Origin of the sequence: Cylindrospermopsis raciborskii Cr2010 (assembly GCF_003367075.2) — a bacterium.
In the GTDB taxonomy this organism is placed as follows: domain Bacteria; phylum Cyanobacteriota; class Cyanobacteriia; order Cyanobacteriales; family Nostocaceae; genus Raphidiopsis; species Raphidiopsis raciborskii.
This window is the reverse complement of sequence record NZ_CP065936.1, coordinates 2,807,927-2,834,517: the sequence shown is the minus strand read 5'-3', so window position 1 is coordinate 2,834,517 and position 26,591 is coordinate 2,807,927. Positions and strand designations below refer to the sequence as shown.

The following is a 26,591-nucleotide window of genomic DNA, read 5'->3' as shown; positions in this document are numbered from 1 at the left end:
AATTATGAAACCCAACTATTCTAACTGGGATGATGATCTACCACCAGATCCACAGGAAATATATCAGGATTTAATTTCCACTCTGGAACGAAAAGTGGGATTTGGTCTGTACTTTGTGCAGTGCACACCTATTGAAGCTGATAACTTTGCTCAACATATTAGTCGTGACCTAGCTAACAAAAAAATAGCCTTACTAAACTTATGGGAACCAATAGAGAAGTTCTATGAGCATGTAAAAAACTATGTGCAGGGACAAACTATTGATATCCTCCTAGTTAAAGGTTTAGAATACTCCCTATACAAGTATGAGAAAAGGAATTTTGGTGAAGTTACGGAGGGACAGTTCACCAACTTGACCAAGGTGCCCCCCATACTAAATCATCTCAATCAACAGCGAGAAAGATTCAGAGATGATTTCTCATTTTGCTTTGTGTTCTTACTACGGTCATTTTCTCTAAATTATTTGATTCATCGCGCCCCAGACTTTTTTGATTGGCGATCTGGAGTGTATGATTTACCAACCACAGCAGAATTGGTAGACGAAGAATCTCGTCGTTTAATTATGGAGGGAGACTATAAAAAATATTTAGAGCTTACTCCCCAACAGAAAATCGAAACAATGTTGGAAATTCAAGAACTGCTGACAGAAAAATACCAAAATGATAGTAACAAAGCTAGATTGTTATTTGAAATGGGGAATCTACTGTATTCCGCTAACGAATACGAAACAGCCATTACATTTTATGAGCAGGAACTGAAACTTCAACCAGATGATCATGGTGCTTGGTGTAATCACGGACATGCACTGTTTAGTTTATCCAGGTATGAAGCCGCCATTGTATCCTATCGCCAGGCTCTGAAATTACGACGAGATGACCCGTTTTGCTGGTATGCACTAGGTAATTGCCAGCGTAAACTACATCGAGATCAAGAAGCAATTTTATCTTACAATCAAGCTATAAAAATTAAGACCGATGATCACTATTTCTGGTACAACAGGGGTAATGCACTCAGGAATATAGGGTGTAATGAGGAGGCAATTTTATCTTATGGTCAAGCCATAAAAATTAAACCCGATGAGAGTAATGTATGGAACAATAGAGGCATTGCCTTGAGAAGTTTAGGCAGATATCAGGAGGCAGTTTTTTGTTATGATCAGGCGCTAAGCTTGCAACCCGATGACTACTATGCTTGGTATAATCGGGGAGTTGTACTAAAAAAACTCAAACAAAACGAAGCGGCACTTTTATCTTATGATCAGGCCTTGAAACTGAAACCAGATGACCACTATAGCTGGAACAATAGAGGCAATGCATTGGAGGATCTAGGACACATAGAAGAAGCTATCTTTTCTTATGATCAAGCTCTGAAAATCAAGCCAGATGATCAATATGCTTTTTATAACAAAGCCTGTTGTTATGCAGTTCAGGGTAAAATTCAAGAAGCACTAGAAAACTTAGAAAATGCAGTTAGTCTTAAACCTGAACAATTTACACAAATGGCAAAAGCTGATCCTGATTTTGATCGCATTAGAGAAGATGCACGCTTTCAGGCCCTAATTAATAAAACTTTTCACGATTGACCTCAAATTAACCCAGGCTGTTTACTTATGTCCCAAAATGCGGAACTGCTCAAAAACCTTTATAATGCCTTTAACCCGTTCCAACCTCTGTCAGCAGGAGATCCTAACTATGTAGACTGTCAAGACGTCAGAGGTGAGGCAGATATTTTAGAGGAATTGGGAAATCGCATTCAGCTGGCACGGGGAAATACTTGTCAACTGTATTCTGGACACAGAGGAGCAGGTAAATCTACTGAATTACTAAGATTGAAGAAATATCTGGAAGAGAGGCAGTTTTACGTAATTTATTTTGCCGCCGATGAAGAGGATATAGATTCAGAGGATGCTCATTATACCGATATTCTTCTGGCTTGTACCCGCAGGTTACTTAAAGATTTACAACAAATAGGTAATCCTCAACCAGTAATAAACTGGCTGAAAGAGCGTTGGCAAGATCTAAAAGATTTAGCACTGACAGAAATTCATCTTGAGGATATGAACATAGAGATGCAAATTACTCAGTTTGCTAAGTTAACAGCTAACCTAAGAGCAGTCCCCGAATTACGTCAACAGATTCGAGAGAAGGTAAACCCCCACACGGTAACTTTAATTAGGGTGTTAAATGAATTTATTGGAGACGCGAAGAAACGATTGCCATCGAAACAACACCAATTAGCAGTAATTGTTGATAACTTAGATCGGATGATACTGGTCAAGGAAGGAAATCGGACTAATTATGAAGAGGTTTTTCTAGACCGGTGTGAGCAGCTCAAGTCTCTGGACTGTCACCTCATCTACACAGTTCCCATTGCTATGGTTTATTCCACTAGAGCTACTGATCTACGCGACATTTATGGTGATCCCCAAGTTTTACCAATGGTGATGGTGCGCACTCCTCAAGGAGAAGTTTATCAACCAGGTTTGAAAAGGTTAACCGAGGTAATTGGGAGACGAGTTCGGCAATTTGCACCAAATATATCTATAGAAACCGAAATTTTTGACAGTCCAGACACTTTGGAAAAACTTTGTTTAATGAGCGGAGGTCATGTCCGAAATCTATTACTATTGACCCAGGATGCCATTGGACGCACCCAAGATTTACCCATATCTGAAAGAGCAGTTCGACGAGCTATTACTCAAGCTAGAGATACCTACCGCCGTGCTGTAGAAAATCATCAATGGTATTTATTAGCAGAGGTATCCATTTCCAAACGCATCCTTAATGATGATCAGTATCGCAATCTAATGTTTAATCGTTGCTTATTAGAATATCGCTATTTGGATAAAGAAGGGGAAATACAGCGCTGGTATGATATTCACCCCCTGATTCAGGGAATCCAGGAATTTAGAGAAGCTCTAGCAACCCTTTTGTAAATTTCAACTTTTTGTTAGAATATAAACATGATTTGGAGGGCCAGGTAACTGGTCATGGGCCTATAGAGACTATTTTCGGAAATCTACAGGGTTTAAAATCCAGCCAACTCAGACAATTACAACGACTGTATCATCAGCGCGTACCAGGTAATTTTATTACTACATCTGAGTTTGCTCAAAGGCTGGCAGCAATTAGTACAGAAATAAACCAACCTATTTGCTCTTACATTAATCGTAAAGGAAAAGTGATTAGAGTTGGTGTAGGCACTGTGCGTCAAACTCAAATTCCTCCCATGGAAATTCCACGCTATGGTGCAGAAAGACTCAGTGGGATTCGCTGCATAGCAACAAATCTCAAATCAGAACCTCCCCATGAAGCAGCACTCACAGCAATGCTGTTACAGCGATTGGATGCTTTGGTCATTTTAAATCTTACGGGCACAGGATTTACAAAAAGAGGTGGGGGAGCAACTGGTTATGTTAAAGGGGTGTACTTAGCTCATTTGGTGTGTAATAGTACAAGACTGTCTTTTAGTCCGTCATCGGTTATGACTGTTGGGGAATCGAGATCTCCTGATTTTCACGTTTCACCTCCCCTAAGCTTAGATGCAATTGCCCAAATGGATTTTCTGGGTTTGGTAGAGGGTTTAGAGGCAGAATTTGAGCGGGAATATGTTGGACAGGAAGTAAATGGCGATCATGACCGAGTCATCGTCGTAGGAGTATTCACTGATGATGTAAGTGACCAAAAATTCCAAGATACTATAGCTGAGCTGGCTAGGTTAGTAGATACAGCAGGGGGAGAGGTGTTGGAAAGCATCCAGCAAAAGCGATCGCGCATTCATCCCCAAACGGTTATTGGTCAAGGAAAAGTCCAGGAGGTGGCTTTAACTGCTCAAACTCAGGGGGCCAATCTGATTGTTTTTGATCGGGATTTATCACCCGCTCAAGTACGAAACTTAGAATCCCAGATTGGTATTAGAGTAGTTGATCGTACAGAAGTAATATTGGATATATTTGCCCAGCGGGCTCAATCGGGAGCTGGGAAGTTACAAGTAGAACTAGCTCAACTGGAATATATGCTACCACGATTAACTGGTAGGGGGAGGGCTATGTCGCGGTTGGGAGGCGGAATAGGAACTCGTGGACCTGGTGAAACCAAACTAGAAACGGAAAGACGAGCCATTCAAAGACGTATTTCCCGACTACAACAGGAAGTTAACCAATTGCAGGCCCATCGTTGCCGTTTGCGTCAAAAACGACAACATCGGGAAATACCATCGGTGGCTTTGGTGGGATATACTAATGCGGGTAAGTCTACTCTACTTAACGCCCTAACTAATGCCCAGGTTTATACAGCTGATCAGCTATTTGCCACCCTTGACCCTACCACCCGTCGTTTAGTTATTCCCCAAGGGGAAAACCATCAAGTTCGGGAGGCCTTAATTACGGATACCGTGGGGTTTATCCATGAGTTGCCCAATTCTTTGATGGATGCCTTTCGTGCTACTTTGGAGGAAGTTACGGAAGCAGACGCCTTAATACATCTAGTTGATTTATCCCACCCTGCTTGGTTAAGTCATATTAGATCAGTACGAGAAATTCTAGCTCAAATGCCTATTACTCCTGGACCTGCTTTGGTTGTTTTTAATAAAATTGATCGGGTCAATAATGAAGTACTAGTTTCCGCACGGGAGGAATTTCCTTTGAGTGTGTTTATATCAGCTGGTCAGCGTTTGGGGTTGGAAACTCTCAGACTACGACTGTCACAGTTGATTGAATATGCTCTAGAACCAATGATACAAGAACAAGGATTTTAAAAACATGGCAATGTCAAATTGATGATGTAGAATTTTCATAAGGTTAAGTTGGGAAATTATCTAGAATTAGGGAGTATCTAGGAAGGTTATGACTGCAAAAGTAGAAATTTATACTTGGAGTGCTTGTCCATTTTGTATACTTGCCAAAGGCTTGCTTACATCTAAAGGGGTGCAATTTACCGAATACAAAATTGATGGGAATGAGGAAGCAAGGGGGAAAATGGCTATGCGGGCAAATGGAAAACGCTCTGTACCCCAAATTTTTATTAATGACGTCCACATTGGTGGTTGTGATGATATTCACGCCCTAGACCGTAGAGGGGGTCTGGATCCACTACTGCAAAATTCTGAGGACTAGCAGTGAAATTAGCTTTTATTATTGATCCTATCCATCAGCTAGACCCCTGTCATGATACCAGTGTGGCCTTGATGGAAGCAGCACAAATCCTAGGACATGAGGTCTGGATAACTCAGGTTAACCTACTGAATGTTATCCACGGTCAAGCCTGGGCCCTACTTCAACCTATAGAAATAACTCCAGTCGAATTGGTGCAGGGACGTTGGGTAGCAGCAAATCCTTGGTATAATTTGGGTCAGGCTGTTTTTGCTCCCTTGGAATCTATGCACGCTGTATTTATGAGGACAGATCCCCCAGTTAATGATTCCTACCTCTATGCTACTTATATTTTAGACTACATTGATCCTGGCAAAACTCTGGTGGTTAACTCTCCTAGTGGTATCAGATCTGCTAATGAAAAAATGTATGCACTACAATTCAAAGAAGCAATTCCTGAAACTATTGTTAGTGCAGATAAAGATGTAATTCGGGACTTTGTGGAAAAAAAAGGCACAACAGTTATTAAGCCCTTAGGTAATAAGGCCGGGGAAGGAATACTAATTGTACAGGCAGGCGATCGCAATTTTAATTCCATAGTTGAGATTAGCACCATGCGGGGGCGATTACCAGTCATGGTGCAAACCTATTTGCCAGAGGCGAAAAATGGGGACAAGCGAATCATTTTAATTAATGGTCAACCTATGGGGGCGCTCAATCGTCTAGCTAGTGGCAATGATTTTCGCAATAACATGGCTGCGGGTGGCACAGTAGCAAAAACAGAAATCACCACCAGAGAGGAAGAAATTTGTCAACTATTAGCCCATAAACTGCGTCAGCATGGGTTAATTTTTGTTGGCATTGACATCATTGGTGGCTATTTGACGGAAGTCAATGTTACCAGTCCCACAGGAATCAGGGAAATAGACCGTCTCAATGGCACCCATGTATCTAGGGAAGTGTTGTCACTCATTATTGCGGGGATTAGGACGTCTCCTTTGTAAAAAGTCGGGTATGTCGGGAAGCTTGTTGGAGGGCGGGGGAGTTAGGTTAGTTGGTTGTGGTGGTTGATTAACCGGAGGTTGAGGTGCTGGTTTTTTAGCTGGTGTACCAGACCCTCTAGAACTAATAGTAGTCTGGGGGGTGGGCACGGGAGCTTCCCCGGTAAAGCCAGTGGCAATCACAGTAATTCTTACCTCTCCTTGTAGTCTATCATCAATTACCGCCCCAAAAATAATATTAGCATTGGGATCAACTACTTCATAAATAGTTTCCGCAGCTGCATTCACCTCATGAAGTGTGAGATCGCTGCCACCGGTAATATTAAACACTACCCCCCTCGCACCCTCAATGGAGGATTCTAGCAAAGGTGATGAAATAGCTGCAATTGCTGCTTCCCGGGCCCTGGATTTTCCAGAACTCACACCAATTCCCATCAAAGCAGATCCAGCATCAGCCATAACTGCCCGCACATCAGCGAAATCAACATTGACTAAACCTGGGATTGTGATAATATCAGAAATACCCTGCACCCCCTGACGCAATACATCATCAGCGTAGCGGAACGCCTCCTGTACGGGAGTTTGTTCAGGTATTACCTCCAAAAGTTTATTATTAGGGATAATAATTAAAGTATCTACTCGACTTTTCAATCCTTCAATACCCTGTTCTGCTTGACTAGTCCGTCGTCGTCCCTCAAAGACGAATGGTCTGGTAACCACCCCCACTGTCAGGGCACCCATTTCCTTAGCTACTTCCGCCACTATGGGAGCAGCACCCGTACCTGTACCACCCCCCATACCAGCAGTAATAAATACCAAATCTGCCCCCTCCAAAGCGGTAGCAATTTCATCACGGGACTCCTCCGCTGCTTTTTGACCAATGGAGGGATTACCCCCAGCACCTAGACCCCTAGTTAATTTTTGCCCGATTTGCAGACGACTTGATGCATTAGCCCAGGTTAGAGCCTGAGCATCAGTATTAATGGACCAAAACTCCACCCCGGTCACATCAGACTCAATCATCCGGTTCACTGCATTACCTCCGCCACCACCAACACCAATTACCTTAATATTGGCGACCCTTCCAGGAACAATTTCCCCAATCCGTTTAGCTTCCAACATCTTTGTATTATCGCTACCCTGTCCTAAGTTTAGCCCAGAACCGCCAAAAGGATTACTAGAATTAACTGATAAGGATAACCCCGGTTGTCCAAAAGATTGGGAGTTTTTATAAGTAAGCTCTTGGTTATTATCAAGTGTCATAGTTTACAAAATTACATGGACGATTTTTTATGCTGTTCTTAATCCGAAAATCAAACATAGAGTTAACTATAGTCTGTGAAAACTATTATCATCTATGGACACAAATTATTCCACAAACAGTCTAATACCGAATGTGCAACCCTGAGAAAAATTAGTGGTTATTGATGCAATTGTACTAATGGGTAATCAGGACTTTGGAGATCAATATACACTATTTCCCCGGATTTAAATTTTGCTTTTAAATTACCCATTTCCCTGAGCCTCTGTATTTTCTGATCTAATTGCACCACGGGAATCCCCAAATGTACAGTACCTAATTCCGTTTTGAAAATTACATTTGTCGGATCTCGAAAATCAATTTCCATTACGTTTAAAGAATTGTCTTGGATGGCTTGATACACCGGAACCCAGTAAGGGCGATATTGTTCTGGTGAACCTAATACTTTCAAAGCAGGTAATTTACCCTGGGGATTGAAGGCGGTATATTTTTCCCAGGGGATCAAGTTTCCACTGGCATCTATTAAATTTATATCATCACCTTTGGGACTTTGGGAACACGGAATTGCGGGTGAGGTGACTTTTTTTGAAGAGACCTGAGAATTGGAGACACAATTTGTTGCATTAGCTTTTAACGAAAGTTGAATCATTGCTACCGGTACTCTTTCTTGAATCTCAATATTTAACCCAGGTGGAAACAAACGACGGTTAACTATTGCCTGGGCAATAATTGGTTGTCTTTCCAGGGATTGGGCAATTGCAGCAGGTTTAATTCGCCATAGGGACTGGGGATAAGAAAATTGCAGCAGTCTTTGGACTGTTTTCTGGGGTAGTAGTTGATTCCCCGACCTCATCAAAATTTGTCCGGGAGTTGTGATCACCCAAACAGGTCCCAATATTATCCAAAACATTCCCCCTGCAATGCTACTAGTGGCTAGAATTCGCCAAACACCTGTGAGAATTTTCATCTGTCTATGGCGACGCAATTTTTGTCTCCGTTTGAGCAAATCCCGACGAGAAACCGATAACATGTCTGTCATTACAACCCCTTTCTAGTTTTTGCAATTCTTGGTATCAGACACAACCATGATTGGCTTACTATTCTATATTGCTTTTATTGCTTTGAGTATCATCAGTACGAGGTTGAGGATGGGAAATTTCTATTTCCGCATCACAGCCATTTGTTTTAGTAGCTAAGTTTACTAAAAACCATTGCAATCGCATACGCTCAATATAGGGCCATCCACCAGTAGATTCAATATCTTTCAGAAGGCTATATAGTTCTTGACGATTTTCCGGTAGACTATCCTGAAAAACTCCATCACGAATTTCTTTATGTAAATACTCTAATTCTCTTAATAAATTTAGTAAGTTTTTTGTCTCACCTTGACAAGCTGTAACTGCTTCCCTAACTGCATTATTAATTGCTTGTAAACTGCTGGATGAATCTTCCAACGGCAGATTTTGGTCTTTCTTCATCGGAAATTACGGGTTTTAGACCCCGTCCTTGTGGACGGCTTGACATTTGAGGCACTTTTTGCTATGCTCGCTCCTCGAAAATTTGCAGGAGCTGGAATAACAGAACCTTACTCCAGGATAACATCACCATATAAACTGCCTATTTAAAACGCCGATAAACCGCTTTTAGCCCAGAGATTGGGCTAACACTCCCGGTTTAACCTTACTTGATTAATTATCATCGTTAATTGGTCAATTGATTGATGCTCCCCTCAATGGTAGTTTGAATGTAGAGCAGTTTTACAACTTAGATATTAACGACATTGAGGTTGACCATGAGATATCGTGCTTTAATAATTGCCTTCTTAGCTTTATGCTTGGGTCTGATCACCGCTTGCAGTGATGCTCCCTCATCCAGCAGCAAGGATCTACTAACTTATGAAGAAATTAGAGGAACTGGTTTAGCTAACAAGTGTCCTCAGTTATCAGAGGTTAGTCGTGGCTCTATTAATTTAGAAAGTAACCAGTCTTATACCATTAGTGAGCTTTGCTTAGAACCTACTAGTTACTTTGTCAAAGAAGAACCAGCTAATAAACGACAAGAAGCGGAATTTGTACCTGGTAGATTGTTGACTAGATACACATCCACCATTGACCAAGTGCAAGGGGACCTAAAAATAAATCCAGATAATAGTTTGACTTTTGTGGAAAAAGATGGTTTTGACTTCCAAGCTATTACCGTGAAACTACCTGGTGGCGAACTAGTACCTTTCCTATTTACTATTAAAGATTTAGTTGCACAAACACAACCTAACTCGACTAACATCAATACTTCCACTGACTTTGAAGGTAAGTTTAAGGTTCCTTCCTATCGTGGAGCTGCTTTCCTTGATCCTAAAGGTCGTGGGGTGGTAAGTGGCTATGACAATGCTGTGGCTTTACCAGCTCAATCCGATGCTGATGATTTAACTCGTACTAATGTGAAGCGCACAGAAATTCTCCAAGGCAAGATTTCTTTACAAGTATCTAGAGTGGACAATTCTACTGGTGAAATAGCTGGCACTTTCGAGAGTGAGCAACCCTCTGATACGGATTTGGGTGCTGGTGAGCCCAAGGAAGTGAAGATTCGCGGTTTATTCTATGGTCGCGTATCAACAAACAGTTAAGACTTGACCAAAAAAGCAGATCCAAGCCCTGGATTTAGAAGTTCTAAACCGGGGCTTGTCCCTTACCCAACTAATTACAACCTTATCAAACCTCAATGAGCGCGAAAATTATAGCCTTAGCTATTTCAACTTTGGCTATGAGCGGGTGCGGTTTAGGAAACAATTCCCGAGGAGAAGGCCAAAAACCCCCCGCCATTGTCCAGTTTACCGATCCTGTCGTTCCTGCTAAAATTAAGGTTAGTCCGGTAAAAAATCAGGGGATTCCATCAACCACCCAAAACAGGTCTGTCCCATCCTTGGTAAAAACTAGACGTGACCCTTTTGCCCAAATTATCCAGGTTCCGCAGCCAATCCCTAAAAAAGTCTCCCCATTACCCTCTGTGGTAAAGAGCAACAATACTAACAATACTAGTAGTTCCAAAAAACCACTGGTAATTCCCCAAGCTGAACTAGAAATTACGGATAAAAAGCCTATAAAACCTTCACTACCAAAACTACCAGGTACTAAACTGGCACATTCCATTTTAGTAAGTGGTGTAATTCTAGTCAATCAACAAGCCCAGGCAATTATTAAACTACCCGACGATTTAAACAGTCGTTACGTACAAGCTGGGGAAAGATTGGCTAATGGTGTTTTAGTTAAGCGGATAGAAGTTAATCTGTGCAACAACCCAGTAGTCGTTTTAGAACAGTTTGGGGTAGAAGTCAGGAAAGTTATCAGTGCACAAGATAATGGGAGTGAACTTTGTTAAGCTTCTAACTCCGTTTATAACGTATATATATCAAAAAATATGGAAACAATGCTGACTATAACACAAACCGAAACCAAAATTGAAATTGAATTCCCCTGTTTACCCTTGGCTGTATATAAAGAAATAGCTGCCCATTTATGCCAGGTAAAGGGTGTCCACGTGGAGTTAGTCACTCAAACATCCCCAGAATTTGATTATCACCAAAGTCAAATCAAGTCTCTGTGTATTTCCTGGCAAGCTGATAGTAATTCTCAACGAATTCAGCAGATCCTAGGATACTACCAAAAGCGTTGTCACAACCCTTGAATTTTCCAGCCAGGGTATCACTAAATGCGTTAGGGCAGGTATAGAAATAAAAACATGTAAAGGTGTTATATTTCACTCATACCTGCTTGCTATAGATGACAATTTTCACAGAGGGAACTGTGGATTTCGCATTTAGTGTTGATGGCGCTTTTAACTAACTCTGTTAATTGATTCTGCTGGTAAGCAAATCAAATTATCACCCTGGGTAAGAATTAGTCCACGTTGACGTAACTTACCCATCAAGCGGGTGACAGTGACCCGGGTAGAACCGATCGCACTACCAATTTGGGCATGGGTAAGGGGGAAAGGTAAACAATAGCCACGAATGACATCAGGATCAGTCTCACTCATTGCTGGTTCTCCGTATTCCTCAATCAACAGGGTAAGAAATCCGAGGAGTCGATCGATGGTGCGGCGTTGACCTAAAGCACTTAACCATAACAACTTGCGTTGATGTTGGTATCTAAAAGCATCCATAACTTCACGGCGGAAGTGAGGCCAGTTATCTAAATCATGCCAGTACATCCACAGAACCGCAGTTTGGTCAACGTGGGCATAAGCTTGGAGTGTAAATGGGGACTGGGCAACTATTTCAAATGGTTGTCCTGCTCCTACAAAACCCAAAAATGCTTCCTCAGGAGTTCTGTTGATACGTCTGGATGTTAGTTGACTAGCAGTAGCACTTACTTGTGCTGTTCCCACCATGCGGATGGCACCTCTTTGAACTAAATATAGCAAACCAGGTCTAGCGGGAATGCGTTCGTCTTTACTGAAGGTGCGACAGCGGTAGTGTTCTTGTGCCCAGTCAAGAATTCGTTGCCAGGTTAAAAATGGGCGTGATGCTTCGGAAAAAGATGATTGAGATTGCATAGGTCACAAATAGCGTTCAACTCAAGACAAAGATTAAATTAAAAGGCGCAAGGAGTGTCTTGGTGTTAACAGGGTGGGCCTAACACCCTGTGGTGTCAGCCATCCAAAATGTAGACAGCGGGTATATGTTGCTATCTACTATTTTGTTATACTTCTTAGCCATGAGAGTAGTGAAGTTTACCGATTATTCATGGATTACTCATGAAATTTTATCCTACCCTCATTTTCCTCCACTTAGAGTAAATTTCTATCTTAAGACAGATCGAACAGGATAAAATTGGGATAACCCTAAGAGTTTTCTGTTTGACTACGTGCAACACTCGCTACTATTTCAGAAGTATACCTCAGTTAAACATTTAGTATATATCCATTTGGTGAATTTTCTAAGTGTTTATACTAAGAATGAGAAAATTCTATGGATGGAACGAGGAAAATTACCTCTATACCAAGATACAAATGGTAAAAAAATATTATATATTGCTGATGTAGCTTTGCAGGTCTTCCCTGGGACTAATTTTTTAGCACCTGGTAAACTAACTGATCATAAGCTTGATCTGGTTAATTTGATTGCAAGCCATTTTTCCGCCAGCAACACCGATATTTTTGACGTTCAGGTCCCCACAACTGGTTCCATTCATATACAACCAACTGACTTGACTATAGCATCTTGGCTACATAGACTCACAATTAAAGATCATAATTGGCAACCTATTCTAGACTGGGGGGTGAATTCCCAAATTCAAAGCCATGCTTGTTCTGTCTATAATTCGTTGAGTATTTTTGCTGTTCAACATGCTTACGCCAGATGTGTTTCGCTCATTAATTTAGCAAAACGTGAAGGCTGGATAAAAATTGTCGAAAATGACACTGAGGGTCAACCGTTATTATCAGTCAGTTTCATACCTTGGTTAGACCACTGCCAAAAACTCCGTTTTTATCAACCAGATGAAATTCATCTCATTCACCTGTTGGTGAGAACTGTGGATGATTTGGCATTCCCCCATATTCAGCGTTCTATTAATTGGTTAGCAGTCGCTGAAAAATTAAGTTCCGCGTTTGAGAAATTTTGGTCTAACTGTCCTATTTGGGGATATGTAAAAATTCATGATCTGGAACTAGCTAAAGCGAGAATAGGAATGCTGATTTTGACTCAGGTAGTTATAAAGTATATTTTGGAGGTTAAGTTGAATGTCACTGCTATTTCTCAGCTGTAGTAACTATTTGAGCAAAAACTTTTCTATGGCAATTGCTACCCCATCCTCTTCCACACTAGAAGTAACCCAATTGGCGATCGCCTGTACTGGTTGAGGTGCATCACCCATGGCCACACCAATGCCAGCATATTCCAGCATTTCCAGGTCATTGAAATTATCACCAATAGTCATCACATTATCACTGGTTAATCCAAGTAGTTCCTCCGCCAAATATCTCACAGCAGTACCTTTATTAACAAAAGGGTTAGTTACCTCCAAAAAAGTGGAAACAGAAGTTGTCATATAAAGTTCTGCGGGAGTATATTGGAGACGTAACTTACCCAAAAGTTCCTGAATCAAATCCACATCATGGGATAAAGCCAAAACCTTAGTGGGTCCTGAACCCCCATCAGTTAACAATTGACGTAAATCGCCAATAGCTAAAGGAGTAACTCCAGAACGCTCCACATACATTGTGGTTTCGGTTGTCATCTCCCGCACGTAAAGTTGATCACCAACGTAAAAATGAACAGAAAGCAAAGGGCGTAAATCTGGCCGTTCAAAGTAATCTAACAACTGATCAGCAATGCTCTTAGAAACAGCTAGGTGACGATGTAACTCACCCGTGTGAGGATTTTGAATCCAAGCTCCTTGATAAGCCATTAGTGGTAAGCTAGACCCAATATCCTGATGAAATCGCAAAGCCGAGCAATACATCCTTCCAGTAGCTATAGCTACCTGAATTCCCTGACTTTGAACTTTGGCAATAGCCATTTTAACAGTTTCACTAATTTGATTGTCATGTCCAGCAATTGTACCGTCTATGTCCAATACCAGGAGCTTAATCGCCCCACTAATTACCGGTTGATTGTTGATAGATACCATAATAAAACATACTTCCATTATTGATTGTTCTCAATCTCAACACCAAATTATCAACCATAGGCCAACTCAGTGATTTTAGATTCTGTAGACCAAAGTTATCCTACCATCATTCTGGTAGATGGACACTCCCTCGCTTTCCGCTCCTATTTTGCCTTTGCCAAAAGTAGAGCAGGTGGATTACGCACAAAATCAGGTATTCCTACCAATGTTTGCTTTGGCTTCATTCAATGCTTATTAGATGTAATAGCAAAGGAACAGCCACAAGCCATAGCAATAGCATTTGATTTAGCTGTGCCCACCTTTCGCCATGAAGCAGATAGTAACTACAAAGCAAATAGGGCAGATACACCGGAAGATTTCATTCCCGACTTATTTAACTTATATGATTTATTAAAAGCATTAAATATACAAATTATCACACAGCCAGGTTACGAAGCAGATGATATATTAGGTACCTTAGCCGAAACAGCAGTCTGTAGTGGCTATCGAGTGAAAATCCTATCAGGAGACAGGGATTTATTTCAGCTGATTGATGAAAATAAAGGGATTACAGTTTTAAACTTTACCCCGGAAGCATTAAAAAGTTCTGCCAACGGAATCAAAGAATTTCACACCCTAGACGTTAAGGAAAAATTAGGGGTTTTACCTACTCAAGTTGTAGATTTCAAAGCTCTTTGTGGTGATACATCTGATAACATTCCTGGAGTTAAGGGAATTGGAGAAAAAACGGCGGTTAAATTATTAAATACCTATAAATCCCTGACGGAAATTTATGCCAATATCAATAAAATCACCGGTACAAATCAGCAAAAACTAATTGCAGGTCAAGAAAATGCCCTCCATTCCCAATATTTAGCCAAGATAGTTACCGACGTACCTATAACAATCAAAATACAAGACTGTGATTTAAAAGGTTTTGATACTGCTAAGATAATTCCCATTCTAGAGAAACTAGAATTCAAGAAATTTCTAGACAGGATTCAAGAAATAGAGAAAAAATTTAGCCACTCCCAGTCAGCTTCCTTGACCGGGGAGACTAATAAATCTAACACTGATAACTTAGCACCAGATGATGATTTATGGTTTTTCAGTGCAGCAGATACGGTAAATGCACAAAAATCACAAACATTAAAACAAGGTAGTTCGGAGATTAAAGTCCGTATTATAGATACAGAAGAAAAATTGGGAGAATTAGTTAATATACTAGAACAGCATAAAGATCCACAAAATCCCGTCGCCTGGGACACAGAAACCACAGATTTAGATCCAAGAAATGCAAATTTAGTGGGAATAGGTTGTTGTTGGGGGATGGGAGAAAATGATGTGGCCTATATCCCCTTGGGACATAACATAACAACTAACCTAGAGAAGAATCTTCAACTAAATACGGTATTATCAACCCTGGATAAAATTTTAGCCAGTAGGGACTATCCTAAAACATTTCAAAATGCTAAATTTGATAGATTGATTTTTAAATACCAAGGAGTTACCTTGGATGGTGTGATATTTGATCCCATGTTGGCTAGTTACTTACTAAATCCCGATCACACCCACAACTTAACTGACCTAGCATTAAGATATTTAGGATTGCAGTTGACAGAATATGATCATATTGTGCAAAAGTCAGGTAAAAAAGAACCACAAAAAACTATTGCTGATATTAGTATCCATACAGTTGCCAATTATTGTGGCAAACAGGTTTATGCAACCTGGCAACTGGTAGGTAAATTAAGAGAGGAATTAAATAAAATTCCTGCCTTATTTAAGTTGTTGGTAGATGTGGAGCAACCACTAGAAGTAGTCTTAGCGGAAATGGAACATAGGGGAGTAATAATAAATTCTGCTTATCTACAACAATTGTCCCAATATATAGAATCAGATTTAGCTACCTTAGAAATTAAAGCAACAAAAATTGCCGGAGAAAAATTTAACCTAGGATCTCCAAAACAACTTAGCTATATTCTATTTGAAAAGCTCGGTTTAAGTACCAAATACTCTCGCAAAATCTCCACAGGTTATTCTACAGATGCAGCAACTCTAGAAAAACTACAAGAGGTTGATGAAACTGGTTTCGTAGACGCGATTATTGAATATCGAACATTGGCTAAATTAAAATCAACCTATGTGGATGCTTTACCAGAATTAGTAAATCACAAAACTCAACGAATTCACACCAGCTTTAACCAAACCGCAACTGCAACTGGTCGATTATCTTCTTCCAATCCTAATTTGCAAAATATTCCCATTCGTACGGCTTTTAGTAGACAAATTAGAAAAGCCTTTTTACCTGAATCTGGTTGGCTAATGGTTGCTGCTGATTACTCCCAAATTGAATTGAGAATATTGGCACATTTAAGTCAAGAACCAATGTTAATTCAAGCCTATAGCAACAATCAGGATATTCATACTCTCACCGCAAAACTACTTTTTGATAAAGAGGATGTCACATCAGAAGAAAGGCGCTTTGCTAAAACTATTAATTTTGGTGTGATTTATGGAATGGGTGTATTAAAATTCTCTCGCTCCACAGGTGTAGACAAGAATATAGCAAATGAATTTATTCAGAAATTTAATCAAAGGTACCCATTAGTTTTTACATACTTAGAAACCATTAAGAAACAGGCTATTTCTCAAGGTTATGTGGAAACAATTCTAGGAAGAAGACGTTATTTTGATTTCACTAATAAAACCCTACGGGAGTTCAAAGGTAAAGATTTACAAGAAATAGAACTAAACAAGTTAAAGAATTTAGGTCCCTATGATGCAGGACTATTACGCTCTGCTGCTAATGCACCAATTCAAGGTTCTAGTGCGGATATTATTAAGATTGCTATGGTCAGGTTACATCAGGTATTAAGGCCTTATCAAACAAAACTACTGTTACAGGTACACGATGAGTTAGTTTTTGAAGTTCCCCCCAGTGAGTGGGATGAGCTACAATTACAAATTAAGTCAGTTATGGAGAATGCTATGAAATTAAGCGTTCCCCTAGTAGTGGATGTACATGTGGGTGAAAACTGGATGGAAACAAAGTAAAAGTTCTCTAAGGTTTAAAAAACTCTAAAAAATTCCATGATGTATTCCACAAACATTAAGGGATTTTCTAAGTGCGTATTGTGTGCAGATCGGTTAATTATCACCAATTTACTCCCCGGAATTAAATTGTATATAACAGTATTAATATCAATAAATTTCTGATCATATTCACCTACTAATAAAAGTAGGGGAATTTGATTATATTCTAGTTTGTGCCATAGTGAAGGTTGATATCCAGTACCCATAAATTGTAAGGATTTAGCTATTTTCAAGGGACTATTTGCTAATCTGGTTTCTATCATTTTTGGATATGCTGGATGATTTTTTATCTGACCGAAAATCGGCTGACTATACCAATTATTTAAAAAAACACCGAACTCATTTCTGGTGCTAATTCTGGTTAACTTCCGGATAATTCCAGCATCGCTTTTTATTCTCATTATCCTCTGGAAATCAGTTGATAAGCCAGGTGAAGAAGATTCTAGCACAACTTTCATAAATCTCTCCGGGAAATTTATGGTGAGATATAATGCTATTCTTCCTCCCATAGAATAACCTACTAAAAAGCATTTTTCTATCTTTAGTTCATCCAGAAGATTAATAATAGCCTGAGCGGTATTTTCCATTCCATAATAATCACTACCCCCTAACACCTCAGTCTTCCCATGTCCTGGTAAATCCACAGTTAAATAGGAAAAATTGTTATTTAGTAATTTTATGACATTGTCAAATTCGTAAATATTACCCATGAAACCATGCAAAAACATAACTACTTGCCTATCACTATTTAAATCTAAACAATAGTGCAATAAGATTCTTGAACCAAAAAAGCTATATTTTTTATTCACAAATTCCTTATAACTTCCTTATAACTTCCTGATAGGTTCATGCTACCTATAAAAAACGGTGGACTCATTGGACACAATATACGCTTATTATCTTTATCAGGTGGGAATATGCCAAAACGTGTTGTAATAGAACCTCATTTAAGTACTGGAGACTTAGAAAACCGTTATCGACAGTCACAGGATAGCATTGAACGCGGTCATTATCAAATCATCTGGTTGTTAGCACTGGGGAAAACAACTCTAGAAGTGTCCACTGTTACTGGATATGGTGTTTCCTGGATTTATGAGTTAGTTCGTAGTTATAACCGTTACGGTCCAGAGATTCTGGGAGACCTACGCAGAAACAACCGAGGGACAAAGCCATTATTGAACGATGAGCAACTTCAGTATTTACAGCAAGTTTTACAGTCTGAACCTGAAGATGGGGGTGCATGGAATGGCGCTAAAGTGTCTCAATGGATGAGTAAAATATTAAATAGAAATGTTTATCCTCAAAGAGGATGGGAATATTTAAAGAAACTTCAAAATGGATAATTCTTGGAGTTTTCCCCAGGTAAACCTAGAACGGAAAACAAAATTCCCAAAAAAATTGACATTTTGCACAGTCCACTCCAAAATAGTAAATGTTTACCTTTGCCCAAAAATAAACACTTTGGGTAAATGTGTTGAGAGTACAGACTCAGCTTATATGTGATTGTTTGAGTGGAAAACCTCTACTGGCTAGAAAAAATCAATCCAGAAGACTGTCCCTTGGTTGGAGATAAGGCGTTTTACCTGAGCAAAATTTTCCAAAAGGGCTATCCGGTTGTTCCTGGTTTCGTGCTTTCCGCAAGTCTGTGGCGCGAATTTGTGGTAAATCTCACCAGTTCTGAATCCCTAGTTGCGGATTTACCCAACTCCTCCTTACATTTGGATGTCAATAATTGGCGACAACTTCAACAAGTAGCTAGTCGTTTACGACAAGAAGTGATTGGTGCTAGTCTGCCCAGTTCTTGGATTAGCCAAATTTATCAAGCTGGTAGAGATCTAACAGATAATTGTTTAATCCTACGTCCTAGTTTGAGCATATCATCGGCTAATTATCTTGTAGGTAATATTTCTGGTTTGTTTAAACCAATATTTTGTGCCGTTGACGAACAGTCTATTGCAAATGGATTAAAGCAGACCTGGAGACAAATATTTGGGGCGCGAAGCATTCTGTATTGGCACAGTGTAGGTGTTAGTTTACAACATATTAATTTGGCAGTATTAGTACAACCGGTAGAAAATGCGATCGCATCGGGGTCAACAAAATTTCATACTTCTGGATTAGAAGTAGAAGCTACTTACGGATTAGGAATGGCTATTACCAAGGGAGAGGTTTTGCCAGACGTTTATTACATTAACCATAACACGGGTGGGATTGAAGAAAAGCATTTGGGAAATAAGGTTCTAGCATATTCTGTAGATGAATCTAAAGCAACTACCAATGACAACTGTTTATTTTCTTATACAGTAAGCCAAGAACAGCAGAAGCAGTATGCGCTACCAGATGAATTTTTAGAGGAAATTATTACTTTAGGCAATCAATTAGTTAGGGAATTGGGTAGAAAATTAACTATTAAATGGACTATTACTGCCAATTCCCCAAAACTGTACATAACTCAAGTTAATGTTCCTAGATCCGTAACGCCCCATCTATTGCTTAAAGGGATTGGTGCAGCTAAAGGAAAAATAAATGCCAGTGCTTACGTAATAGGTAACATCCAGCCCAAACCTTCGCAAATTCCTAAAGATGTCATTTTAGTCGCCCCAACAATTACAACTGAATGGTTTCCTATCTTACATAATGTTATGGGTATTATTACTGAAAAAGGTGGGTTAACCAGTCATGGGGCAATTTTGTCTAGGGAATTGGGGATTCCTGCTATAGTCAACGCTAGGAATGCGACCAATATAATTCAAACTGGAGAGAGAATATTGCTGGATGGTGATCGGGGGGAGGTGTATTATAGTTCAGGTTCAGAAGATAGTTTGAGAGATGGTGAAAAAATCCCTCAGCGTGACCATGAAGATCCTGATTTTTCCCATGAGAAAAGTGATGTTCATGATGGGTTTAGTAACCATCGAATATTACCGATGATTGGCACTAAATTGCTGGTGAATCTTAGTCAGCCAAATTTGATTGAAAAAGTACGAAATTTGCCAGTGGACGGGGTGGGACTATTACGCTCTGAACTAATGTTACTAAATATTCTACATGGAGAAAATCCCTACAATTGGATTGCCAATGGTAGAGAAACAGAATTATTAGACAGGTTATCAAAGCAAATTCAGGAGTTTGTCCAAGCTTTTACACCACGACCAATTTTTTATCGTTCTTTAGATTGGTATCATCAAGATTTATCTTCCTATCATGGTAGGGAAAATCCACCTGCTTCCATTTTAGGGGAACATGGCACTGCTAGTTATTTAAAAAATCCTGGAGTCTTTGAACTAGAATTAAAAGCCCTAGCTAGGTTACAAAAAGATGGCTACAGTAATATTTATTTAATGCTTCCTTTTGTAAGAACAGTAGAGGAGTTTATATTTTGCCAGCGCAAAGTTGTAGAGTTTGGATTAACTGAAAATCCCCAGTTTCAATTGTGGATCATGGCGGAAGTTCCTAGCGTTTTATTTTTATTACCGGAATATATTAAGTCTGGTGTGCGTGGTATTTCCATTGGTACTAATGATTTAACCCAATTAATTTTAGGTGTGGACCGGGAAACAGGAGACCTATCCCCCCTACTTAATCAACGTCATCCTGCTGTTATGGGGACTATTTCTCAGTTAATTAAAATGGCTCAAGCTGGTGGTATTTCCTGTTCTATTTGTGGTCAAGCTCCCGTTTTATATCCAGAAATTATTGATCAGCTAATACAATGGGGTATAGATTCTATTTCTGTAGAACCAGAAGCAGTGGAAAGAACTTATCACACAATTGCTAGTGCTGAACAAAGACTGATTCTCGCAGCAGCTAGAAAACAATTAGAAAGTTAAATGGTTTCTAGTTACCCAATCTTAATCCTAGGGCAATTTTGCTGTGTTTTTCAATTTGTCCCATTACTTGTTTGGCCCTTTCAATCACTACTGCTGGTAAACCCGCTAGTCTCCCCGCTTCTATCCCATAAGACTTATCCGCACCACCAGGTTGCACTTGATGCAAAAAGATAATTTGGTCTGGTAATTCTTTGACGGTTACTTGATAGTTGGCTACATTAGCAAGAATACTCGCTAACTCATTTAATTCATGATAGTGGGTGGCAAAAACAGTTCTAGCTTTAATCTCTGCTGCTAAGTATTCCGCTACTGCCCATGCAATCGATAAACCGTCAAATGTTGCTGTTCCCCTACCAATTTCATCTAATAACACTAAAGAATTAGCAGTGGCATGATTTAGTATGTTAGCGGTTTCATTCATTTCTACCATGAATGTGGACTGACCCGTGGAAAGATCATCTACCGCCCCCACACGAGTAAAAATGCGATCGCAAATTCCCAACCGAGCAGATTTAGCGGGTACAAAACTACCAATCTGGGCCATTAACTGAATTAAACCTAACTGACGTAGGTAACAACTTTTGCCACTAGCATTAGGACCAGTTAAGATGACTAGGTCAGGATAGGACAGCTCTTGGGAATCCTGAGTTGTTCCACCACCTAGTCCAGTGGAGTTGGGAACGAAAAATCCTGCAGGTAAGGACTTTTCAACTACGGGATGACGACCATCAATAATTTCTAACTCCCTTCCCTGTAACATCTGGGGACGACAATAACCCTGATGTACTGCCAATTCTGCTAAACCACATAATACGTCAGCAGCAGCTACCGCACGCGAAATATCCCGAATTGTTTCTGCATGGGAACCAACCTCATCCCGTAGGTTAGCGAATACTTCATATTCTAACTGATTTAAATCATCTCTAGCTGTTAATATTCTAGCCTCCCTTTCTTTTAATTCGGGCGTAATATAACGTTCTTCATTGGTTAGTGTTTGTTTACGAATGTAATTGTCAGGAACTTGGTCAGACTTAGAACGGGAAATGCTAATATAATAACCAAAAGTCTTATTGAATCCCACCTTTAAAGTGGGAATTCCCGTTCTTGCTCTTTCATCAACTTCTAAGTTTGCTATCCAATGTTGATCTGCTTCTACCGTAGCTTTCCTCTCATCTAATATACGATCAACTCCTGAACGAATTAAACCACCCTCCTTTAACTGGGTTGGCGGTGCTTCCACCAGATAAGCATGTATCTTCTTCCCCAGCTCTTCCACTATCGGTGGAACTTTTTGTAAAACCTTGAGAAATGGCGATCGCGCATCTGCTACCAGTTGTGACAACTCGGGTAACCGAGAAAAAGAATCAGCCAATGCCAGTAAGTCTCGTGCATTAGCGGTTCCAGAACCTGCGCGGCCCGTTAATCGTTCCAAATCATAAATTTGCCGTAATAATTTCCGTAAATCTTGACGCAGGGGGGTGTTTTCCACCAACTCCTCAATAGTATCTTGTCGTGACCTAATCCCCTTAATATCAATGAGAGGTTGTAACAACCATCTTCTTAAAGCTCGTCCTCCCATAGGGGTGGTAGTATGGTTTAGGGCCCACAAGAGAGAGCCATGAAATGTTCCATCGCGTACCGTTTGGGAAATTTCCAAATTTCGGCGGGTTTGGTGGTCTAAAATTAGATAGTCATTGAGAGTATAACTACGTAATAGCTGGAGAGGTACAGAATTTTGCTTTTGGGTGTCCTCAATATATTCCAACAGTCCACCTGCAGCGCGAACTGCTAGGGGGAGATGCTCACAACCAATACCTTCTAGGGAGCGTAATTTAAATTTTTGTAATAATTTACTCCTAGCTTCCCCCTGGGAAAAGGGCAATTGAGAGCGCAAACTATAACAAAATGTTGGTGGTAAACATTGAGGAAGGGAAGGTGAAGTTTCTCCTGGTCTAAGTAGAGTTCCCAGATCTGGCGCATTGGTGGGAAAGAGCACTTCTGCAGGTTGTAATCTCATCAGCTCTTGGGTGAGATTCTCCAACTCACTGCTCTGGGTCGTCAAAAATTCTCCTGTTGAGATATCAGCGTATGCTAGACCCCAATGATTTGCAGCAATTACCACAGCTGCTAAATAGTTATTGCGACTAGCTTTAAGCATACCCTCTTCTAATACAGTTCCTGGTGTGAGTATACGGGTAACTTCCCGTTTTACCAAACCTATTGCTTGGGATGCTTCCTCCACTTGATCACATATTACTACAGCATAACCCTTTTCCACCAATTGAGTAGCATAACGCTCCCAAGCATGATGAGGCACACCTGTCATAGCTATCCGACCGACATCACCACCATGTTTACTGGTTAAAACTAGTTCTAATTCTCTGGATACGGTTATTGCGTCTTGGAAGAAAGTCTCAAAAAAGTCGCCCACACGGTACATTAGCAGCGCGTGAGGATATTTATCTTTCATTTCTACGTAGTGCTGATACATTTTACTCAGCTTACTACGGTCTCCTACCAGGTGGATATCATTAATAGGGATGGTGGGTGGTTGAATTTCTGGTGTGGTCATAGGAGATGCAGAGTTTTTTAGCACTGTTTGCCATTATAGCTTTAGGTAGGGGAATTTGATGATTATTTAATGTTTCTTATTAATGTTTTTTAACTCATAGCTTGGACCCGAAGGTTAGGGTGGGGTAGGCGTGGTGATTTTTCCCTGCATAGAATCAGTCTGTAGTTGTCCCTCTCGCCAAATATCAGCAAAATCCTTGATAAAACTGGCAATAGGAATAGCTATTAACAGTCCCAGAACTCCACCCAATTTAGCTCCAACCAATAAAGAAATTACTACCCAAACAGGATTTAAACCCGTCAAACTTCCCAATAGTCTAGGGGCAACAATATTAGAATTAATTTGGTCAATTGTTACTGCTATTAATGCCACTTCTACCGCTTGCCAAAAGTTTTCTAAAGCTATCAATAAACTTACAATCCCAATGCCAATACCTGTGCCAAATGGAAAGAGGGAGAAAAAGCCAATGGTAATTCCAAATAATAAGGCTAGGGGAATTTTCAGAGCTATAAATGTTAGAGTTACGGTCACTCCCAAAACCGCTCCCAAGGTGGCTTGTCCAATGAAGTAATTTTGAAAATCTTCTTTTAGTAAAGCTCTGGCTTTCACCCCTAAATAGGTGGGTAACCATCCATATAGACCATCCCACAATTTCTCCCCGTTTAATACGAGGTAAATGGTTAAAACAATAGTCAGGATTAAGTTTAACAAAAACCCAATTGTATCAAATGCAAAAGTTAGGATTTTACCGGTAAAAGATTGGATTTGATTAGAAATTTTCTCCAACAATTGTGTGGCTATACCAATAATATTAACAGGTAAGTCCTGTTGGGTAGCTGCCCAATCCAAAAATGCTTGTAATTGTTGAGTTCCAGAACTTATCCAAGCGGGAAGAATATTGATTAACTCATTCAGTTGCTGAAAAATCAAAGGTAGTAAAATCACGCCTATGGCTCCCAACATCACTACTGTAAGAAGTAAAACACCCACAATAGCTAATATTCTGGGAATCCCCAGGTTATGAAAAAATTTGATTGGATAATTTAAAACAAAAGATAGTAGAATAGCTAGAACAACAACACTAACTAACGGTTGAAAATATTTTATGACCTGAATGAGCAACCATCCATTCAGAATAATTATGGGGAAAGCCAAGGCAAAGGTTAACCAACGAGGTAATTTATTTGTCATTTCCATAAAAGTACATACCAATCCCCAATTAGCTATAAATGAAATCCAGCATGATTTTCTGGTGAATGTGTGCTAAATATCTTATCTGACCAGCTTTGTGAGAATAGCAACTACCCGCCATAATATCTTGATCTGTTAATAAGCCCATGTCCCAACCTTCATACAAGGTGAGTTGTGATAACTCTGTTAGTAATGGTGCATGAAAAACATGACGAGTCACGTTGTCATCAGGATAAATGCCGAATTTTGCAAAGGTTGCTAATTGATAATCTATTTCCTCCTTGATTTCCCGCACTAGTGCTACTTCTGGGGTTTCACCCAGTTCTAAATGCCCACCAAATAATCCCCAACAACCGGGGGCGGCAATATGGGGAATATTATCTCTTAATTGCATGAGGTACTGGTCATTTTGGTAGAGAATAACTATAGAAACCTCTGGTATTTGATGATTAATCATAATGATCTTATTCCTCTTCTAAATATACTTCTCCGTACTCTTGCTCATTCAACTTAATACTTTTGTGCTTTATTTTACCTCCTATTACCACCTCCTGCCCCAATTGTAACTTATTTTGATTTATCACAACCCAGATTCTACCAGTAGAGTCAGCAATTTGATATGCGTGCTGGCCAATCAAGGGAGCATGTTTTTCAATCTTTCCTTGGATATAAACTGTAGTTTCTGGCTGACCCATAGGTTTAATCTTAGCAATAGGCGTAATATTAGTTCCCAGAGTATGGAAATTTATTAAGTTACCTCTGGCACAACTACCAATCATTAAAAGTAAAGCCCAGGTTAATACTTGGTAAATAAAACCGAGATTGCTCAAATTAGTAAGTAGTCTAGAGTTAGTCAGAGGAGAGAATTGTGGCATAAAGCTTTTTCCCATTTTGCCCATTTTGCCCATTTTGATTTATATTATCTATGTTTCGTTACTAAAAACCCAGAAGTTTTTACAAATCTAATTAGGAGATAAACGCCTATTTTCTCACTAAGATAGGGAAAAGATGAATAAAAATGGAAACAAAAACTGCAAAAATCCTTGATGGTAAGACACTAGCCGCAAAAGTTCAAAAAGAACTGGCTAAAACCATCACAGAAATACAACCTAAAATAGGCCGCCCCCCCGGTTTAGCAGTGTTGATGGTGGGAAATAACCCCGCCTCAGCCACCTATGTAGCTAACAAAGAAAAAGCCTGCCATCAGGTGGGAATTGCTACTTTCGGTAGACATTTTCCCACGGAAACTAGCCAAAATGAACTAGAACAAATCATAGAGGAACTCAATGATGATCAGCGGGTAGATGGCATTTTAATCCAGTTACCCTTACCCCAGCATTTAGACTCTATTGCTCTACTACATAGAATTCTGCCTAGCAAAGACGCTGATGGACTGCATCCAATTAATTTAGGGCATTTAGTCCGGGGAGAAATGGGAATGCGCAGTTGTACCCCTGCTGGAGTAATGAAACTGTTGGCAGAATATAAAATTCCCCTAGCAGGAAAACAAGCAGTGGTAATAGGACGTAGTATTTTAGTGGGTAAGCCCATGGCATTAATGTTATTGGAAGCTGATGCTACAGTTACTATTGCCCATTCTCGCAGCCAAAACTTAACAACTATTACCCAAAACGCTGATATTCTGGTAGCAGCAGCTGGTATTCCCGGATTAATCACAGCAGAAATGATAAAACCGGGCGCAGTTGTGATAGATGTGGGAATAAACCGCATTACTGATGGCAATGGTAAAAGTCGCCTAGTTGGTGACATTGACTTTGTCTCCACTGCTCAGGTGGCAAAATATATTACCCCTGTTCCTGGTGGTATTGGCCCCATGACAGTTGCCATGTTGCTGCAAAATACTGTTTGTAGCTATTTACAAGTAGCTAATCAGCAGTAATTAGTATTGATTATTGTTTATCACCATCAACTCAAACTTTTAG

Annotated in this window: 23 protein-coding genes; 13 read left to right on the top strand and 10 right to left on the bottom strand. The window is 39.9% G+C overall.

Annotated features, from left to right (window positions below):
• The first annotated feature begins 4 nt into the window (after positions 1-4).
• From C6N34_RS12915 to gshB, 5 genes are all read left to right on the top strand, one after another.
• Positions 5-1,582 carry a tetratricopeptide repeat protein gene (locus tag C6N34_RS12915; protein WP_115538699.1) on the top strand — a complete coding sequence of 526 codons (1,578 nt, stop codon included), beginning with the start codon at positions 5-7 and terminating at the stop codon, positions 1,580-1,582.
• A 27-nt stretch (positions 1,583-1,609) separates the two neighbouring features.
• Entirely contained in the window at positions 1,610-2,935 is a 1,326-nt protein-coding gene (locus C6N34_RS12910; protein WP_115538698.1) for an ATP-binding protein, read from the top strand.
• Positions 2,936-2,997: 62 nt separating this feature from the next.
• Entirely contained in the window at positions 2,998-4,755 is a 1,758-nt protein-coding gene (gene hflX, locus C6N34_RS12905; RefSeq protein WP_181884035.1) for a GTPase HflX, read from the top strand.
• An 88-nt stretch (positions 4,756-4,843) separates the two neighbouring features.
• Positions 4,844-5,113, top strand: coding sequence for a glutaredoxin 3 (gene grxC / locus C6N34_RS12900; protein ID WP_115538696.1), 270 nt, complete (start codon positions 4,844-4,846; stop codon positions 5,111-5,113).
• Positions 5,114-5,115: 2 nt separating this feature from the next.
• Entirely contained in the window at positions 5,116-6,093 is a 978-nt protein-coding gene (gene gshB / locus C6N34_RS12895; protein WP_057178386.1) for a glutathione synthase, read from the top strand.
• On the opposite strand, the gene ftsZ is transcribed toward gshB, so the two are convergent.
• The 3 genes from ftsZ to C6N34_RS12880 all read right to left on the bottom strand — a co-directional run bounded on the left by ftsZ (position 6,055) and on the right by C6N34_RS12880 (position 8,829).
• Positions 6,055-7,353 (bottom strand): cell division protein FtsZ, encoded by a 1,299-nt coding sequence (gene ftsZ / locus C6N34_RS12890; RefSeq protein ID WP_006278715.1) that lies wholly within the window; start codon positions 7,351-7,353, stop codon positions 6,055-6,057. The genes gshB and ftsZ overlap by 39 nt on opposite strands.
• A gap of 158 nt (positions 7,354-7,511) precedes the next feature.
• Positions 7,512-8,390, bottom strand: coding sequence for a cell division protein FtsQ/DivIB (locus C6N34_RS12885; RefSeq protein ID WP_115538695.1), 879 nt, complete (start codon positions 8,388-8,390; stop codon positions 7,512-7,514).
• A gap of 58 nt (positions 8,391-8,448) precedes the next feature.
• Positions 8,449-8,829, bottom strand: coding sequence for a hypothetical protein (locus C6N34_RS12880; protein WP_006278713.1), 381 nt, complete (start codon positions 8,827-8,829; stop codon positions 8,449-8,451).
• Between the two features lie 314 nt (positions 8,830-9,143).
• Here C6N34_RS12880 and psbO point away from each other — a divergent pair, with 314 nt between their 5' ends.
• The 3 genes from psbO to C6N34_RS12865 all read left to right on the top strand — a co-directional run bounded on the left by psbO (position 9,144) and on the right by C6N34_RS12865 (position 11,032).
• Positions 9,144-9,974: a photosystem II manganese-stabilizing polypeptide gene (gene psbO / locus C6N34_RS12875; protein ID WP_115538694.1), complete on the top strand. Its 831-nt coding sequence runs from the start codon at positions 9,144-9,146 to the stop codon at positions 9,972-9,974.
• 95 nt (positions 9,975-10,069) lie between these two features.
• Complete coding sequence (locus C6N34_RS12870; protein ID WP_115538693.1) at positions 10,070-10,726, top strand: hypothetical protein; 657 nt, start codon at positions 10,070-10,072, stop codon at positions 10,724-10,726.
• A 48-nt stretch (positions 10,727-10,774) separates the two neighbouring features.
• On the top strand, positions 10,775-11,032 hold the full coding sequence (locus C6N34_RS12865; protein ID WP_115538692.1) for a hypothetical protein: 258 nt from the start codon (positions 10,775-10,777) through the stop codon (positions 11,030-11,032).
• Between the two features lie 150 nt (positions 11,033-11,182).
• Here C6N34_RS12865 and C6N34_RS12860 read toward each other — a convergent pair whose 3' ends face one another.
• Positions 11,183-11,902: a Crp/Fnr family transcriptional regulator gene (locus tag C6N34_RS12860; RefSeq protein ID WP_006278709.1), complete on the bottom strand. Its 720-nt coding sequence runs from the start codon at positions 11,900-11,902 to the stop codon at positions 11,183-11,185.
• A 419-nt stretch (positions 11,903-12,321) separates the two neighbouring features.
• Between C6N34_RS12860 and C6N34_RS12855 the strand changes: the two genes are divergently transcribed.
• Entirely contained in the window at positions 12,322-13,116 is a 795-nt protein-coding gene (locus tag C6N34_RS12855; protein ID WP_057178392.1) for a hypothetical protein, read from the top strand.
• A gap of 3 nt (positions 13,117-13,119) precedes the next feature.
• Here the strand turns inward: C6N34_RS12855 and C6N34_RS12850 are convergent, their stop codons facing one another.
• Positions 13,120-13,998, bottom strand: a complete 879-nt coding sequence (locus C6N34_RS12850) for a Cof-type HAD-IIB family hydrolase (protein WP_006278707.1) — start codon at positions 13,996-13,998, stop codon at positions 13,120-13,122.
• 51 nt (positions 13,999-14,049) lie between these two features.
• Here C6N34_RS12850 and polA point away from each other — a divergent pair, with 51 nt between their 5' ends.
• A complete protein-coding gene (gene polA / locus C6N34_RS12845) occupies positions 14,050-17,016 on the top strand; it encodes a DNA polymerase I (RefSeq protein ID WP_115538691.1) in 2,967 nt (988 codons plus the stop codon).
• A 14-nt stretch (positions 17,017-17,030) separates the two neighbouring features.
• On the opposite strand, the gene menH is transcribed toward polA, so the two are convergent.
• Positions 17,031-17,864: a 2-succinyl-6-hydroxy-2,4-cyclohexadiene-1-carboxylate synthase gene (gene menH, locus C6N34_RS12840; RefSeq protein ID WP_082604687.1), complete on the bottom strand. Its 834-nt coding sequence runs from the start codon at positions 17,862-17,864 to the stop codon at positions 17,031-17,033.
• A gap of 108 nt (positions 17,865-17,972) precedes the next feature.
• On the opposite strand from menH, the gene C6N34_RS12835 reads away from it, so the two are divergent.
• Positions 17,973-18,398, top strand: coding sequence for a helix-turn-helix domain-containing protein (locus tag C6N34_RS12835; RefSeq protein WP_057178394.1), 426 nt, complete (start codon positions 17,973-17,975; stop codon positions 18,396-18,398).
• Between the two features lie 168 nt (positions 18,399-18,566).
• A complete protein-coding gene (locus tag C6N34_RS12830; protein WP_115538690.1) occupies positions 18,567-20,885 on the top strand; it encodes a putative PEP-binding protein in 2,319 nt (772 codons plus the stop codon).
• Positions 20,886-20,892: 7 nt separating this feature from the next.
• On the opposite strand, the gene mutS is transcribed toward C6N34_RS12830, so the two are convergent.
• The 4 genes from mutS to C6N34_RS12810 form a co-directional block, all read right to left on the bottom strand.
• Positions 20,893-23,457, bottom strand: coding sequence for a DNA mismatch repair protein MutS (mutS, locus tag C6N34_RS12825; RefSeq protein WP_040010073.1), 2,565 nt, complete (start codon positions 23,455-23,457; stop codon positions 20,893-20,895).
• Positions 23,458-23,571: 114 nt separating this feature from the next.
• Positions 23,572-24,654, bottom strand: coding sequence for an AI-2E family transporter (locus C6N34_RS12820; RefSeq protein WP_057178396.1), 1,083 nt, complete (start codon positions 24,652-24,654; stop codon positions 23,572-23,574).
• Positions 24,655-24,676: 22 nt separating this feature from the next.
• Entirely contained in the window at positions 24,677-25,105 is a 429-nt protein-coding gene (locus C6N34_RS12815; protein ID WP_006278700.1) for an NUDIX hydrolase, read from the bottom strand.
• 7 nt (positions 25,106-25,112) lie between these two features.
• Positions 25,113-25,523: a hypothetical protein gene (locus C6N34_RS12810; protein ID WP_181407001.1), complete on the bottom strand. Its 411-nt coding sequence runs from the start codon at positions 25,521-25,523 to the stop codon at positions 25,113-25,115.
• A gap of 143 nt (positions 25,524-25,666) precedes the next feature.
• Here C6N34_RS12810 and folD point away from each other — a divergent pair, with 143 nt between their 5' ends.
• Complete coding sequence (gene folD / locus C6N34_RS12805; protein ID WP_057178397.1) at positions 25,667-26,548, top strand: bifunctional methylenetetrahydrofolate dehydrogenase/methenyltetrahydrofolate cyclohydrolase FolD; 882 nt, start codon at positions 25,667-25,669, stop codon at positions 26,546-26,548.
• Positions 26,549-26,591 lie beyond the last annotated feature (43 nt).